We start from the raw sequence: 16,626 nt of genomic DNA, 5'->3' as shown, positions 1-16,626 counted from the left end.
ATTAATATTGATTCTATCTTTGCATAGTAAAACTGTTTTAAAACAGAACTCAAAGGCTATGACTATTTACTCAAACCCTAAGTTTGTTTAATTTTTAATAGTTTAATTTTAAATGGGTTCGAGTATAACTTAAATAATTTTAATTTTTTGTAAAGGAAGTTTGGTGTGAAAAAAATAAATAAATTTCTGTTTTTAGCCATTTTGCTGTCGTTAGTTTTATCAAATTGCCAAAAGAAAGAAGAAAAGTCGGAGAATGCTCAAAATAAAAAGATTGAAAATGTGAGTAATCAGGATGTTCTACGTGAAATCTCACTTGATGAAATGCTGGATTTTGAACATATACCTAAGAATTGGAAGGAAGAATTCAGAGAAATTGCTGAAAACATGCCTAATTATGATAACAATGTTACTAAAATAATTTTGTATTTTTATGAAAAAGATTTTTTTTATGATTACAAAAAGATATTTTTAGATGATAATAATAATTTTGTAAAACCTGATGAAAAGCAAATAAATGACTTTTTGAAAATGGCATCAGAAAAAAAATTTTCAGATTTTGAAAGTGTAATTCAAATGCTGGAAAAGGAAAATAAAAATGATAAATTGTTTGGTAAATTAACAGGAAATTGGATTGAATCATTAAAAATTTGGAAGTCGAAAGCAGATAACTTGGAAAATTATTATCGATCAGGAGATTATAAAAAGGACAATTTTGCAAAGGGAAAAACTTTAAATTCTGAATATTTAGAAAGTATTAAACAACGTAAGGAAAAATATAAGGAATTAAACAAAATATTTATTTTTAAATTAAAATATTTACTAAAAAAAACGGCTGTTTTTTATACAGATCAGCAATATGGAAATAATACACCAATAGGTGATTTGTTTAAAGAAAGTTTATTGATTGATATATTTTACTATAAATTGTACGATTGGAATGAAATTTATAATGCAGAAGAAGCATTTGAAGTTCCAGTTGAAGAAAAAGACAGCGAAAAATATTTACAAGATTTGAAAAAAATTCAATCAGAAATAAAAAAATTATCAGATACGATGGAAAATAAGGAGTATGAATTTATAAACTCCAAAACAATAATAAACAAAGAAATATATCTTTTGGCTAAAAAAGAAAATGAAGCAAATTTAGAATTAATTAATGAAATAATGTCTGATATGGAAAATAAGAAATATACAGATATAAATCCAATTGGAATACTTCTTATGAAAAGAAATCAGGAAATAGAACAGGTTATAAGAAAACAACTTGCAAGAAGCAGATAGTGATTCAAATAAAAAGAAAGCTGATTTTTATATAGATAAGTAAAAATAAATAAAGAAGAAATGAAGGGAGAATTAAAAAATGAAAGTAGCAATATTTTTTGGAAGTCAGTCAGATACTGAGAAAATGAGAGGTGCTGCGAATTGCCTAAAGGAATTTGGGATTGGGTACGAGGCTTATGTCCTGTCGGCTCACAGAGTTCCTGAAAAATTAGAGGAAGTTCTTGCAGATGTGGAAAAGAGAGGGGCTGAAGTGATTATCGCTGGAGCAGGGCTTGCGGCACATTTACCAGGAGTTATTGCTTCAAAGACAATTCTTCCAGTTGTAGGCGTACCTTTAAATGGAGCGATTGGAGGGCTTGATGCTCTTTATTCAATTGTTCAGATGCCAAAGTCTATTCCTGTGGCGACGGTTGGAATTGATAATTCGTATAATGCAGGGATGCTAGCTGTACAGATTTTGGCGGTAAAATATCCTGAAATTAAGGGAAAACTGATTAATTTCAGAAAAGAAATGAAAGCTAAGTTTATTGCAGATAATGAGAAAAAAATAGAGTTTTAGGGGGAGATAATTATTTATGAACAGCAAAATTTACGAACTTTATAAAAAAGAAATATTTTTGAATCCAGAAGAATTAAATAAATTAAAAAAATATATAAATGAAGAAAATAAAGTTTGTGGAAAAGATGCGTTAAAAGGTAATTTAAGGGATAATATAAGCTACAATAATCCGGGTAATGATAAAAATCATTACTACTATTATTTTAAAATGAGTAATGAAAAGTTTACTGTTATCAAAGTCAATAAAAAATTTCCTGTAGAACTTGAAACAAATAGTAAGGATGATGATTCAAAAATAATCAAAATTCGTAAAGAAAATCTGGAAACAGTTGGAGAAGCTATAATATATTATTATAGTGAAATTGTAAAATATTTTCAAATAAAAATAGCAACATTAGATTTTGAAAGATTATACGAAGACTATTCTGAAGAAGGATTAAAAAAAATTGAAAAGATAATACAGGAAATAACATTATTTTATGCAAAAATGTATTACAGGTATCCTATCCGTGAAGTAAGGAGTTCCTCAACAAAACTTCATGAAGTTATGGAGGAATATAATATTGATGAACAATTTAATGAATTGGAAAAAACAGTTTCGCTCATTAGGGATATAATCAATTATCAATTAGAGAGAAAACGGGAAAAAGAAAAAGAGAAAGAAGATAAAAGAAGTGAGAATTGGAATAAAATTTTTGCAGCTATAGGTACAGCTTTAGCAATTATTGAAATAGTTCAAGGTTTTTTAATAAAATAAAAAGTATAATGGAGGAAATAAAAGATGGAAAAAAGAGAACAAATTTACGAAGGAAAAGCAAAATCAATTTTTTCAACAGATAAAGCGGATGAAATAATTATGTATTTTAAAGATGATGCAACAGCTTTTAATGGAGTTAAAAAGGATCAATTGGAAGATAAAGGGATTTTAAATAATAAAATTTCTACGTTGATTTATGAGTATTTGATAAAAAATGGTGTGAAAACTCATTGGATTGAAACTTTGAATGAAAGGGAACAATTATGTAAAAAAGTGGAAATTGTTCCTTTGGAAGTAATTATTAGAAATAGGGCGACTGGAAGTTTTGTGAAAAGATATGGAGCGGAAGAAGGAAAAATTTTTAAAAGACCTACATTTGAGCTGTCGTATAAAAATGATGATTTAGGAGATCCGCTATTGAATGATGATCACGCTTTGGCACTGGAATTGGTAACTGAAGAGGAATTGGCTGGGATTAAGGAGCAAACTTTTTTAATAAATGACTTGCTTTCAAAATTGTTTGATAAAATGAACTTGATTTTGGTGGATTATAAAATTGAGTTTGGAAGAGATAAGGATGGGAATATTTTGCTAGCTGATGAAATAAGTCCAGATTCGATGAGATTATGGGATAAGGACACGCTTAAAAAATTGGATAAGGATAGATTTAGACAGGATTTAGGAGATGTAATGGGGGCATATCGTGAAGTTTTACGTCGTTTAGAAAAAGCATTGGCAGAATAAATTTGAATGGAGGGAAAAATCGTGTTTAAAAGTTTGAATGAAGAGTGTGGAGTTTTTGGAGTTTATGGACATCCTGATGCAGCAAGACTAACTTATTACGGGCTTCACAGTCTTCAGCATAGAGGGCAGGAAGCGGCAGGAATTGTGGTAAGTGATGGAAAACGTGTAAACGGACATCGTGGTCCTGGATTAGTGTCAGAAGTATTTAATGATGACAGGATATTTAACCGTCTGGAAGGGAATAGTGCCATAGGGCATGTGCGGTATGCAACTTCTGGAAGCAGCAGCGGACGTAATATTCAGCCATTTCTATTTCAGTTTTTTGATGGAAGTATTGCATTGGCACACAATGGAAATTTAATCAATGCCAAAACATTAAAAAGGGAATTAGAAGAACACGGTGCGATTTTTCATTCTTCATCTGATACGGAAGTATTGGTTCACTTGATAAGAAGAAGCAAGGAAAAGGATTTTCTGAGTCAGTTAAAAGATGCATTGCGTCAAGTAAAAGGTGGATTTTCTTTCGTAATTCAAACTCAGACAGAATTGTATGGGGCAGTAGATCCATTTGAATTTCGTCCTTTAATTTTAGGAAAAGCAAAAAATGGGGCGTACATTTTGGCAAGTGAAACATGTGCATTGGAAATTGTTGGAGCAGAATTTATTAGAAATATAAGATCTGGAGAAGTAGTTATTATTAATGAAAACGGATACAGAATAGAAAAATATACTGAAAATACTTCAACTGCCATTGCGGCAATGGAATATGTGTATTTTGCGCGTCCTGATTCGGATATTTCTGGAGTAAATGTTCATAAGTCACGTAAAAGATGTGGAAGAAGATTGGCACAGGAAGCTCCAGTTGAACATGCAGATATTATAATCGGAGTTCCGAACTCATCATTATCAGCGGCAAGCGGATATGCAGAAGAAATTGGAAAGCCTTATGAAATGGGATTAATTAAAAATCAATATGTGGCACGTACTTTTATTCAGCCAACTCAGCAATTGCGTGAACAGGGTGTCAGAATGAAATTATCAGCTGTAAAAAGCATTGTAAAAGACAAAGTTGTAGTTATGATAGACGATTCAATAGTTCGTGGTACAACTTCGAGCCGTATAGTTCAGCTCTTAAAAGAGGCGGGAGCAAAGGAAGTGCATGTCCGTATCGCCTCTCCAGAATTTAAATTTCCTATTTTTTATGGAATAGATGTTTCAAATTCATCAGAATTAATTTCGGCAAATAAAACGGTTGAGGAAGTAAGAGAGTACATAGGAGCAGATTCTCTTGCATTTCTTAGCATAAATGGGATGATTGACTCAATAGGGCTTGATTTTGATGCACCTTACACGGGGCTTTGCATGGAATGTTTTAATGGAGATTATCCAGCTGGATTGGGCGATTATGAAGAAGAATTTTATACTTCGTTGACACCAATTCAAAAAGAGGCTTTGAAAAAATTAGAAAAATAAAAAATTAAAGACTTTGTATAAAAATAGGAGGAAAAAATGTCAATTTCTTATAAAGATTCGGGAGTAGATAAAGAAGAAGGATATAAAAGTGTAGAAAAAATAAAAAATGGTGCTAAAAGTACTTATAATGTCAATGTTATGAATGATTTGGGAAGTTTCGGGGCGTTGTACAAACTTGGAGATTATAAAAAGCCTGTGCTGGTTTCTGGAACTGACGGAGTTGGGACAAAATTAAAAGTTGCATTTGAAACAGGAATTTACAACACAGTTGGAATAGACTGCGTGGCAATGTGTATAAACGATATTTTGTGTCACGGAGCAAAACCGTTATTTTTCCTAGATTACTTGGCTTGCGGGAAATTAGACTCAAATGTATCGGCTGAAATTGTAAGCGGAGTTGTGGAAGGATGCTTACAGTCAGAAGCTGCCTTAATTGGTGGAGAAACAGCTGAAATGCCAGGATTTTATACTCCAGGTGAATACGATATTGCAGGATTTGCAGTAGGGGCGGTAGAAGAGGATCAAATTGTAAATGGCTCAGATGTTAAGGAAAATGATGTTTTAATTGCAATTCCATCAAGTGGAGCACACAGTAACGGTTTTTCATTAATCAGAAAATTATTTACTGACTTTACTGAAGTTTACAATGGAAAAACAATTGGAGAGCATTTATTGACTCCAACAAAAATTTATGTAAAACCAGTTCAGGCTGTAATGAAGGAAGTAAAAATTAACGGGATGGCTCACATTACTGGTGGAGGGCTTATCGAAAACGTACCAAGAACAATACCTGACGGACTTTGTGCAAATATACAAAAATCAAAAATTCAAATTCACGAGTTATTCAAGCACGATGCATTTTCAAGAGTAAGCGAAGAGGAAATGTGGGGAACATTTAATATGGGTATAGGATTTGTATTGATTGTAGACGCAAAAGATAAGGAAAAAGTAATTGAAATTTTAGGACAAAATGATGAAAATGCTTATGAAATTGGACATATTGGAAAAGGTGATGAAAAAATATGTCTAAAATAATTGAAAATCTAAAAGATAAGTCAGAGAATAAAAAAACACGAATAGCAGTGTTTATATCAGGCTCAGGCTCAAATTTGCAGTCAATCATCGACAACATTGAAAATGGTAATTTAAACTGTGAAATTTCCTATGTAGTAGCCGACAGGGAATGCTTTGGACTGGAAAGAGCTGAAAAACATGGAATAAAAAGCATAATGCTGGATAAAAAACTATTCGGAAATAAATTATCGGACGAAATAAGTGCCATTTTAGAAAATGATATTGAAAAAACAGATTACATCGTACTTGCAGGTTATCTGTCAATTTTATCAGAAAATTTCATAAACAAATGGAATCGTAAAATTATAAATATTCATCCTTCACTTCTCCCAAGATATGGTGGAAAAGGAATGTACGGAATAAAAGTACACGAAGCTGTAATCGCAAACAAGGAAAAAGAAAGCGGCTGCACAATCCATTTTGTAGACAACGGAATCGACACGGGAGAAATTATAACAAATGTGAAAGTTCCTGTTTATGAAAATGATACACCTGAAATTTTACAAAAAAGGGTGCTTGAGAAGGAACATGTTTTAATGATTGAAGGGATTAAGAAATTGCTTGAAAATTAAAAATAAAGGAGAGTTTTATGAAAAAAAATTTTTTGATATTGGCGATGTTTTTGTTTGCTTTTTCGATGGGATATGCAGCGAATGGCAATGAGGAATTTTTAAAAGCGAACGAATATTATGAAAAAAATGATGTTGTTAATGCGGAAAAAATGTTTTTGGAGTCGATAAAAAAGGGGAATGTTAGAGCGAATTATAATTTGGCGACGATATATCTAAATAAAAAAGAATATAGTAAGGCGGAAAAATATTTTTTAGACGCCTTAAAGAAAAATAACGGGGATCCAGAGTTAGAAAAATCTACATTATTTAATTTATCTAGGTTGTATCAGATAACAAATCAGAATGATAAAGCAGAGAAATATTTGAAAATGTCTTCAAAAAGTACAAATGATGTAAGTGCTGAAATAGAACTTGGAACGACATATTTTTATCAAAAAAAATATGATTTGGCAGAAAAAGCATATGTAAGTGCTTTAAATAAGATAAAAGATAAAAAAGAGTTAAGTGATAATGTTAAGCTAAATTTAGCAGCAGTATATCGAGAACAGAAGAAATATAAAGAAGCTGAAAATACATTATTAAGTATGAACGATAAAAATTCAAAAAATTCTATAAGAGCATTTGGAATTTTATATTGGAAACAAAATAATAAAAGAAAAGCAGTAGAATATTTCAAAAAAGCTTTGGATAACGGAGATGAAGAAATGTTATCAAATGTGGTTAAGTTATATGGTGAATTAGATGAAGATGATAAAATTGAAGAAGTACTAAGAAATCAGTATAATAAACAAAATAAATATGCTTATGGACTTTATGGACTTTTTATATTAGAAAATAATGGAAAAGGTGCCGAAAAAATGTGTAAAACAGGTATTCAAAAAGAGGATCCGTTTTCTTTCATGTGTATGGAAGAAATTTATAAATTACAAGGAAAAAATAATGAAGCACAGAAAATGTCTTTAGAGTATCAAAAAAGAATTGCAAAATTCCTTGAAGAACAATCGAAGATTGTTATAACAAGAGATCAATTTTAAAAAATATGAAAGGCAAAAAATGAAACAAATAATAATTATATTATCATTAATCATTACTTCGTTATTATATTCAGCATACACAGGATTTGGCTACATCACTGAACCAAAGTTCACAAGTCCAGATAAATAGAGCGATTTTAAGACAATGCATAAAGTTACAGATAATATTAGTCTTTTGATGAGTTACGAAGAATTTAAAAAAGTAGTTCCACAAAAAGAATATTATCGTGATAATGATGGAGTAGGTGATACGGTATTTTACTATGAAGAAGTAAAAGATCCATTTGGAAATTATGCAAGAGCTAGTTTTTATTTTGGGAAAAATATGCTTATGTCTTCAATTTTTGAATATGATACAACTGTAAAAGAACATAAAAAAATGGATGCCGAAATTAGAAAACTTTATTCTAAAAGAAAAGGTTACACGAAACTTCAAAATGCATACGCTTCAGCAACATTTTTGTACACTTCTGAAACTTTGATGTATATAAAATTTGTTCCAGATAATGATAATTATAGCAGTAATACTGGAAAAACAGTAATCACCATTCAAGAAACGAGTGCGTTAAATATTGCAAAATATTTGCATGAGATACAGATGTTAAATAGGATAGGAGATTAAAAAAATAGAGAGTTTTTTGAATAATATTTTCAAATTTCTCTCTATTTTTATTCACTTTAATTTTTCAAATTAAAAAATCTTATAAATTATCTTGAGTAAATTTTTGTTAATTTAGCAATTCTTTCTGCCAATTCGTCTGTCAATACGCCGTCTTTTAATCTCCATTGCCAGTTTCCGCTAGCAACTCCAGGGGTATTGATTCTAGCTTCGCTTCCTAATCCTAAGAAATCTTGAATTGGAGCGATTGCCATGTTTGCAACTGAACTCCACGCACCTCTTAGGGCATCCCAGTGGATTTCGTCGTCAGAGTGTGAATTTAGATAATTTCTTGCAACTTGTTTATCTTCTTCTTTTGCTTTTGTGAACCATCCGATTAGCGTATCGTTATCGTGAGTTCCTGTATAAACTACGCAGTTTTTTGTATAAGTATGTGGCAAATATTCATTTTCTTCGTTAGAATCAAATGCGAAACCTAAAATTTTCATTCCTGGGAATCCAGTTGCATCTCTTAAATCAATAACTCCTTGTGTCATTAATCCTAAATCTTCTGCAATAATTGGTAAATCTCCTAGTTCTTCTTTTATTTTGTTAAATAAATCAATTCCAGGTCCTTTTACCCATTGACCGTTTATTGCAGTATCGTCTCCATAAGGAACTGCCCAGTATGCTTCAAACCCTCTGAAGTGATCAATTCTTATGATGTCGCATGTAGAAAGGTTGGCTCTAACTCTGTCTACCCACCATTTGTAGTTTAACTCTTTTAATTTGTCCCAGTCGTATAGAGGATTTCCCCAAAGCTGTCCTGTGGCACTGAAATAATCAGGCGGAACACCAGCTACTTTAACAGGTTTTAGTTCAGGGTCGAATAGGAAAATTTCTGGATTTGCCCATGCGTCTGAGCTGTCTACTGCAACGAAAATTGGAATATCTCCGATTATTTTGATTCCATTGTCGTTAGCGTATTTTTTCAAGTTGTCCCATTGATTAAAGAACAGGCATTGAATAAAGTTGTTGTATTCAATATCATCAGCTAATTCTTCTCTGTATTTACTAACTGCAGCTTCTTCTCTAACTTTAATGTCATGCGGCCATTCAGTCCAAGGAAGTCCATTGAAGTGATTTTTTAAAGAGATAAACAGGCTGTAATCATTTAGCCAATCATTGTTTTCAGCTTTAAAAGCATCTAATTTTCCTCTTAAATAATCATTTCCATTAGCCTTAAAGTTGTCATAAGCTTTTCTTAACAAAGGATATTTTTGATTATAAATAGCACCATAATCAATATATTCTTCATTTCCTCCAAAATCAACATCTCTCAAATCTTCCTCATTCAATAAATTTTGCTCGATTAACAAGTCAAAATCAATTAAATATGGGTTTCCAGCGAATGTTGAAAAACATTGATAAGGCGAATCCCCATATCCTGTTGGCCCAAGTGGGAAAATTTGCCATAATTTTTGATTTGCTTTTTTCAGGAAATCTACAAATTTGTATGCTTCTTTTCCTAAACTTCCAATTCCATATTTTCCAGGAAGTGAAGTAGGATGTAACAAAATTCCAGAACTTCTCTCAAACATTTCTATATCCTCCTTAAAATTTATTAATAAAATTAATTTCATTTCTCATACTAAATATACTATATTTTATTTGAATTGTCAACATATACGTAAATGTTCTGAAACAAAAATTTAAGAAATGTTTTTATATAATTTTTATCAAAGTTTGATTATTTTTCGGTTATACAGTTTTTTCTTTCCTATTTTATTTGAATTTGTGAGAAAAATAGGGTAAAATATAACAATAAAAAAATATTAAAATCAAAGTAAGGGGGAACGCAGATGAAAAAAAATGTAGCGGCATTTTTTGATATAGATGGAACAATTTACAGGGATTCTTTACTGATTGAGCATTTTAAGATGCTTGTACAGTATGAATATATTGACATGATGACTTGGGAAGGGAAAGTTAAGGAAAAATTTTCCAAGTGGGAAAACAGAACTGGGGATTACGATGATTATCTAGATGAGCTTGTTCAGACTTATATGGATGCATTAAAGAATTTTAGCAAGGAAGATATGGATTTTATTGCTAAAAGGGTAATGAAACTAAAAGGGGATAAAGTTTACAGATATACACGTGAGAGACTTAAATATCATAAGGAAAGAGATCATAAAGTTATAATTATTTCTGGAAGTCCAGACTTTCTTGTAAGCAAAATGGCTGAAAGATATGGAGTCAAAGATTACAGGGCTTCTATTTATGAAGTTAATGAAGATGGCATTTTCACAGGGAAAGTAACTCCAATGTGGGATGCCAAGAGTAAACAGAAGGCAATAGCAGATTTTTGTAAAATGTACGAAATAGATTTGACAAAATCGTATGCTTACGGAGATACAACAGGCGATCTGACAATGTTTAAAAACGTAGGGAACGCCATTGCCATAAATCCTGCTAAAAAATTATTGCAGAAAATAAAACGAGATAAGGAATTGAAAGAAAAAGTTATGATTGTTGTAGAAAGAAAAGATGTTATCTATAAATTAAAAGCGGATGTGGATATTATATAAATTGACATTAAACGAATACATTTTTCCACCAAAAATATAATTTGATAAAATAACTTTTTATAAATATGCAAAAATTAAATTAACTAAAGAGAGATGATAATTATGGATAAAAATTTAAAGATAGTTTATTTAGACAGAATTACGGCAGGGCCTATTGATTTGAAAGAAAGATTTTCTAAATACGGTAAATACATTGAGTATGAAGATACTGATTCTAGCGAAATTGATGAAAGAATAAAGGATGTGGATGTTGTAATAACGACGCGGATAAAATTAGGGAAAAAGCAATTTGAGAAGGCTGAAAAACTTAAATTGATACTTGTTACAGCGACAGGATTTAACCATATTGATGTGAAAAGCGCAAATGAGTTTGGGATAAAAGTGGCAAATGTTTCTGGATATTCGACTAATTCCGTTGCACAACTTGCGATTACTTTTTTATTGAATGAATTGACGCCTGTTAATAGATATTATGAGGAAGTTAAGGAAGGAAAATGGATAAATATTGCTGTTCCTGAATATCAGAAATATCCGATAGATGATGCGGCTGGGAAGATTTTAGGAATTGTGGGATTTGGAAATATTGGGAAAAGAGTTGGAAAAATTGCTGAAATGCTTGGAATAAAAGTTATGGTTGCTAAAAATACTGGGAAAGAATATGGCAAAAGTGATACTGCGATTGGAGAAGATGGAATTTTACGGTATGAATTGGACGAAGTGCTGGAAAAATGTGATGTTTTAACGCTTCATGTCCCGCTGACTGATTCGACACGGAATCTTATAAATCTTGAAAAAATGAAAAAGATGAAGAAAAGTGCGGTAATTTTGAATCTTGCAAGAGGACCTGTAATAAATCAGGAAGATTTGTATTTTGCACTAAAAAATAAAATAATAAAATCAGCAGCTGTTGATGTTACAAGTGTTGAACCAATTGAAAAAAATTCTAAATTATTTGAGCTGGATAATATTTTAATTACACCTCATATTGCTTGGAAATCTGAAAAAAGCATGATAAAGCTGATGGACGATGTTGAGAAAAATTTAAAATTGTTTCTTGAAGGAAAGCTGGAAGGCTTAAAATAGGGAAAATTTTTCAAAAATATTACAAAAAAATTTTACTAGAAAGGTGAAAGAGGTGAAAGATAAATGTTAATAAATAATTTTAGCTGGATAAAACTTGAGTTTGATGGACTTTATTATGGTGGAAATTATGAAATTGAAATTTTTCCAGATGGAAGATTTTATTATTCATACATTGAAAATACATCAGTTGAGCTAAGAAAAGGCTCTTTTCAGATTAATCAAAAGGAAATTATGATTTTTGAAGAAATGATGGACTATTTTGAACTTTTGAAAAATCAGCGAAATTATATGATAAATGAATTTAATTTTGGGAATGGAGTGCTTGTTATTCAGAAAAATAATGGACGTGAGGAAAAAATTAGGCTTGGCAAGGAAATGATGTTTGAATATGCCAAAACATTAATTGATAAATATACAAAAAAATCAAAAAGGCTCTTTTTACTCGATACTTATTTGGAAGGAGCTAAATATATCAGAAATTTTGCAATTAAAATTAAAGATGAAGTTCAATTGGATTTATTCCGTGAATTTAACGGCATTTCGCTAAATGCAGTCGCCATGTATAATTCCAAAAAGGAAAAAGTTGGATATTTGCCGAAAAACCAAAGTGAAATTATTGCAAGAATGATTGATGCTGGGAAAAAGTTTATCGCAGTACCGATTCCTTATGATGAGGAGATAGCTCTTAAAATTTATCTTGTAGATTAATTAATAAAAAATTAAAAAATAATATTGACAAATAAATGTTTTTGATGTAAAATAATACTAGATAATTAAAATTAAATTAATTTAAAAAATAGTACTATTATTTAATTGTCAAAAATAAAAGAGGGGGAATAATTATGGGATTCAGATTGAGTGTAAAAGGGCAGGAAAATGAAATTTTACTTGATAAGGAAAGCATTTTGGATGTAAAATACATTTCTGAAACGCCCGATGATTCTAATGCGAGAGCAACGGACTTGGGGGTAATCTTGGAAATTCGTGGGAAAATACTGGCAGCAGCAAATGGCGATACAGAAGACGACACAAGAAAAGTAGCACAATGGTCGTTAGTACCATCAGAAGCAAGCGATGCCTACAGACAAGCCAGTCTTGAAATAATTTCAGCAGGACAGATGGTAAGAAAAATTGATATGACAAACGTATTTGTAGTTGATTATATTGAGGAATATGGAAATCAAGCTGGAACTGGAACTTTTTCACTAAAAATAAAACAGAAGAAGGAAAAGGTGAAGGAAGTGGCAATCGAAGGCGGATATGCAACACAGGAAGCCTAGTTTAGTGAATTAGAATTTTGAAAATTCTAAAATATATCAAAAATATAAAAGCATTTTTGAACTTTGGAAAATTTTTATAAGTAAAATTATATAAAAGTAAAAATAATCTCTTTTTTCCTAAATTTTATCTAGGATTAGAGGTTATTTTTTTATTAATGCTATTCCCTTTTTAAATAGCTGATGTTTAATAAATTTTGAATTACATACTATATTAGTAAAGAATTAAAATGTTTTGTCCTTAATGATAGTTTCTATTTTATAATGAGATTTAATATTAGATTATTTTCCATTTAAATAGGGATAAATATAAGAGAGATTGAATGCATATTAAATTTGAGAAAAAATGTAAAAAATGGTAAAATATATAAATATAAATATTGTTAAAATTAAAAAAAGAAATGAGGAATAATTAAGTTGAAAAGAGCGGTTATATTGGATACGAGTGCGATTATGTATAGAAGTCATTTTGCACTAATGGGAATGAGAAATAGTAACGGAATGTCTACTGGAGCAACATTTGGGTTTATTAATACGCTGGAAAGTGTGATTAGGGAGTTTAGGCCTGATTATTTAGTGGCTTGTCTAGATGTGAAAAGAAGTGAGCTGGATAGAACTGGGGAGCTGGAAACGTATAAGGCACATAGGGAAAGTATGCCTGAAGAACTGGTTATGCAGATTGATACTATTATGAAGGTATTGGATGGGTATAGAATTCCGAAATATAAGAAGGCTGGGCAGGAAGCGGATGATGTTATTGCCACTTTTGCCACTAAATTTTCTAATGATGAAGATGAGCAGATTGAGGTTTTTGTAATAACTGGGGATAAGGATTTGGCACAACTTGTAGATGGGAAAATTAACATTGCCTTACTTGGAAAAGGGGATAAAAATTCTTCATTTAAACATATAAAGACTGACGAAGATGTAGTCGAATATTTGGGAGTTACACCTGATAAGATTCCTGATTTGTTTGGGCTTATGGGGGATAAGTCGGATGGGATTCCAGGAGTTGCTGGGATTGGGCCTAAAAATGGGGTAAAACTTATTACGACTTATGGAAATTTGGAAGGAATTTACGAAAATATTGACGAAATAAAGGGAAAACAGAAGGAAAAATTACTGAGTGATAAGGAAAATGCCTTTATAAGTCGGGAACTTGCAACTGTGAAGCGAGAACTTGATATTGAATATGATAAAAAGAAATTGAAATTTGAGGAAAAGGATTTTGACAGCCTTTTGGAACTTTATGAAGAACTTGATTTTAAAAGATTTTCTAAAGCTGTGGAAGAAGAAAAGGAAAGATTCTTGCAAAATGGTAATCAGAAGGAACTTACTGAAGAAGAGAAGTTAGTTTTAGAAAAAAATAAAAAAATTACTGAAGAAAAATTGGAAAAAGAGAGATTTGAAAGAGAAAAAATTGAAAAGCAGGAATTGGAGTATGATAATGAAAATCCGATTTTTGATGGAATTTCACATTTTTATGAGCATGTGGAGTACGAACATAATTCAGAAATAGATAAAAAAATTGATGAAATTCAAGTTTTAAAAGAAAAATTGGCAATAGAATATGAGGCTCAGAAGAAAAAGCAGGAAGAGACCGCACTAGAAAATCAGAAAACTGAAAAAACCAAGAAAATTAAAGATGAAAAAGTGTATTTTGAGAAAAATTATGGAAAAGTTATGAGCTGGAATGATGCTTATTCTGTGATTGAGAAAATGGATAAAAAAGTAGCAATTTTTGAGAATATGCTTGGACTTTCTATTTGTGATGAAAAAACGAATATTGTGCTTTTGGATAGTGAACTTAAGGATATTTTGAAAAATGGAAATCAAAAAAATGCAGAGTCTGGAGTACAGATTAATTTGTTTAGTTCAAGTAATAACTCTGATGAGCAAAAAGATAATAAAAAAAATATTGAGAATATTTATAAATTATTGAGCGAGAAAGAAATTATCGCCTATAATGTGAAAGAGTATATGAAAAGTGGGGAAAGTGAGTATTTTGGATATTCTGTTGGCGGAAAAACTTATGGGATAAATAATGACAGGTTTGGAATAAAATGTACTGAATATTTTGATATTCTGCTTGCACGATATGTACTTGGGACGGAAAGTTTACAGGAAATTGAGGAAATAATTCTGGATGAGTTTGGTGTTGAGATTGCAACTTTTGAGGAGCAATTTAAAAAGGAACGAAGAAAGAAGGATTTTAGTGATGTTTCCGATGATGTGATTTGTGAGTTTTTATCGAAGAGAACATTTTTTATTTATAAATTGGAAACAATTTTTAGAAACAGATTGCAAAATGAGCAGTTCTTAAATATATTTGACAAGCTGGAAAGTCGATTAATACCAGTATTGGCACAAATGGAAGAAACTGGAATACAAATTGATAAAAAATATTTCAGTGAATTTCAAAATGAACTTGAGCAAAAGTTAAGTATGCTTGAAAATGAGATTCACGAACTTGCCAATGAAAAATTTAATATTGATTCGCCGCAGCAGCTAGGAGAAGTTTTGTTTGAAAAATTACATATTCCATCCGGGAAAAAGACAAAGACTGGATATTCAACAAATGTGGAAGTTCTGGAAATGATTGCAAACAATGGAGAATTGACAGAAGACAAACGGATGATTGGGAAAAAGTTGCTAGAATACAGGGCTTATAAGAAATTATTATCAACATACATTGAGCCAATTCCGAAACTGGCGGATAAAAAGGAAAGGATTCATACTACTTTTAACCAAAATGGGACATCTACTGGACGGCTTTCGTCAGCAAATCCAAATTTACAGAATATTCCTGTGAGAACAGATGATGGAATAAGGATTCGTACTGGTTTTGTAGCAAAAGAAGGACATAGCTTGATTTCGTTTGATTATTCACAAATTGAATTGAGAGTTCTGGCTGAATTGTCAAAAGACAGGCATTTAGTACAGGCGTATCAGGATAATCAGGATTTGCATGACTTAACGGCAAGAAAGATATTTTTCAAAACCGAAGAAGATGAGATTTCACGGCATGAGAGAAGTATTGCAAAAGTAATTAATTTTAGTATTTTGTATGGAAAAACGCCATTTGGATTGTCAAAGGAATTGGGAATTACAGTTCAGGAGGCTTCTCAATATATTACGACATATTTTGAGGAATATCCTAGAGTTAGAAAATTTTTGGATATTGTTACAGAAACGGCTAAACTTCACGGTTTTGTAGAAACTTTTTACGGTACGAGAAGATACATTAACGGAATTAATTCAACAAATAAAAATGTACAGGCACAGGCTGTGAGAATGGCGGTAAATACTGTCGTTCAGGGAACAGCGGCAAATATTATAAAAAAAGTTATGATTGAACTTCATGAGGAGTTTAAAAATGATGAAAATATCAAAATGCTTCTTCAAGTTCACGATGAACTAATTTTTGAAGTTCGTGATGAATTTGCTAAGGAATATATGAAAAAAATTGAAAAAATTATGGAAAATACTGTTAAATTTAAGAAAGTTCCGTTAAAAGCTAATGGAAGTGTGGCTAAAAATTGGGGATTATTAAAGTAATAATATATTTTATATATGATAGAAA

15 protein-coding genes are annotated in these 16,626 nt (G+C 31.0%); 14 read left to right on the top strand and 1 reads right to left on the bottom strand.

Translation table 11 applies throughout. The features are described from left to right. Positions 1 to 165 precede the first annotated feature (165 nt). The 9 genes from BQ5344_RS09340 (at position 166) to BQ5344_RS09300 (ending at position 8,116) form a co-directional block, all read left to right on the top strand. Positions 166 to 1,281 (top strand): YiiG family protein, encoded by a 1,116-nt coding sequence (locus BQ5344_RS09340; RefSeq protein ID WP_071125092.1) that lies wholly within the window; start codon positions 166 to 168, stop codon positions 1,279 to 1,281. Between the two features lie 79 nt (positions 1,282 to 1,360). After that, a complete protein-coding gene (gene purE / locus BQ5344_RS09335) occupies positions 1,361 to 1,840 on the top strand; it encodes a 5-(carboxyamino)imidazole ribonucleotide mutase (protein ID WP_071125091.1) in 480 nt (159 codons plus the stop codon). A gap of 16 nt (positions 1,841 to 1,856) precedes the next feature. After that, positions 1,857 to 2,597 carry a hypothetical protein gene (locus BQ5344_RS09330; RefSeq protein WP_071125090.1) on the top strand — a complete coding sequence of 247 codons (741 nt, stop codon included), beginning with the start codon at positions 1,857 to 1,859 and terminating at the stop codon, positions 2,595 to 2,597. Positions 2,598 to 2,621: 24 nt separating this feature from the next. Next, complete coding sequence (gene purC, locus BQ5344_RS09325; RefSeq protein WP_021769034.1) at positions 2,622 to 3,341, top strand: phosphoribosylaminoimidazolesuccinocarboxamide synthase; 720 nt, start codon at positions 2,622 to 2,624, stop codon at positions 3,339 to 3,341. A gap of 21 nt (positions 3,342 to 3,362) precedes the next feature. After that, entirely contained in the window at positions 3,363 to 4,814 is a 1,452-nt protein-coding gene (gene purF / locus BQ5344_RS09320; protein WP_071125089.1) for an amidophosphoribosyltransferase, read from the top strand. 36 nt (positions 4,815 to 4,850) lie between these two features. After that, positions 4,851 to 5,849, top strand: coding sequence for a phosphoribosylformylglycinamidine cyclo-ligase (gene purM / locus BQ5344_RS09315; protein ID WP_071125088.1), 999 nt, complete (start codon positions 4,851 to 4,853; stop codon positions 5,847 to 5,849). Further along, the gene (gene purN, locus BQ5344_RS09310; RefSeq protein WP_071125087.1) at positions 5,837 to 6,460 is read left to right on the top strand and encodes a phosphoribosylglycinamide formyltransferase; all 624 of its coding nucleotides are present in this window, start codon (positions 5,837 to 5,839) and stop codon (positions 6,458 to 6,460) included. The genes purM and purN overlap by 13 nt, the downstream gene beginning before the upstream one ends. Positions 6,461 to 6,477: 17 nt before the next feature. Beyond that, positions 6,478 to 7,494 carry a tetratricopeptide repeat protein gene (locus BQ5344_RS09305; RefSeq protein WP_071125086.1) on the top strand — a complete coding sequence of 339 codons (1,017 nt, stop codon included), beginning with the start codon at positions 6,478 to 6,480 and terminating at the stop codon, positions 7,492 to 7,494. Between the two features lie 145 nt (positions 7,495 to 7,639). Further along, entirely contained in the window at positions 7,640 to 8,116 is a 477-nt protein-coding gene (locus BQ5344_RS09300) for a hypothetical protein (protein WP_071125085.1), read from the top strand. 86 nt (positions 8,117 to 8,202) lie between these two features. Here BQ5344_RS09300 and malQ read toward each other — a convergent pair whose 3' ends face one another. After that, positions 8,203 to 9,735: a 4-alpha-glucanotransferase gene (gene malQ / locus BQ5344_RS09295; protein WP_268872980.1), complete on the bottom strand. Its 1,533-nt coding sequence runs from the start codon at positions 9,733 to 9,735 to the stop codon at positions 8,203 to 8,205. 219 nt (positions 9,736 to 9,954) lie between these two features. On the opposite strand from malQ, the gene BQ5344_RS09290 reads away from it, so the two are divergent. The 5 genes from BQ5344_RS09290 to polA all read left to right on the top strand — a co-directional run bounded on the left by BQ5344_RS09290 (position 9,955) and on the right by polA (position 16,601). Further along, complete coding sequence (locus BQ5344_RS09290) at positions 9,955 to 10,683, top strand: HAD family hydrolase (RefSeq protein WP_021769026.1); 729 nt, start codon at positions 9,955 to 9,957, stop codon at positions 10,681 to 10,683. Between the two features lie 102 nt (positions 10,684 to 10,785). Next, a complete protein-coding gene (locus BQ5344_RS09285) occupies positions 10,786 to 11,766 on the top strand; it encodes an NAD(P)-dependent oxidoreductase (protein ID WP_071125083.1) in 981 nt (326 codons plus the stop codon). Positions 11,767 to 11,829: 63 nt separating this feature from the next. Continuing rightward, on the top strand, positions 11,830 to 12,474 hold the full coding sequence (locus BQ5344_RS09280) for an HIRAN domain-containing protein (protein WP_071125082.1): 645 nt from the start codon (positions 11,830 to 11,832) through the stop codon (positions 12,472 to 12,474). A gap of 134 nt (positions 12,475 to 12,608) precedes the next feature. Then, positions 12,609 to 13,046: a hypothetical protein gene (locus BQ5344_RS09275; RefSeq protein WP_021743260.1), complete on the top strand. Its 438-nt coding sequence runs from the start codon at positions 12,609 to 12,611 to the stop codon at positions 13,044 to 13,046. 414 nt (positions 13,047 to 13,460) lie between these two features. After that, complete coding sequence (gene polA / locus BQ5344_RS09270) at positions 13,461 to 16,601, top strand: DNA polymerase I (RefSeq protein WP_071125081.1); 3,141 nt, start codon at positions 13,461 to 13,463, stop codon at positions 16,599 to 16,601. Positions 16,602 to 16,626 lie beyond the last annotated feature (25 nt).

It is taken from the genome of Leptotrichia massiliensis (assembly GCF_900104625.1).
GTDB classification, from domain to species: Bacteria; Fusobacteriota; Fusobacteriia; order Fusobacteriales; family Leptotrichiaceae; genus Leptotrichia; species Leptotrichia massiliensis.
This window is presented reverse-complemented; position numbering and strand designations above follow the sequence as displayed.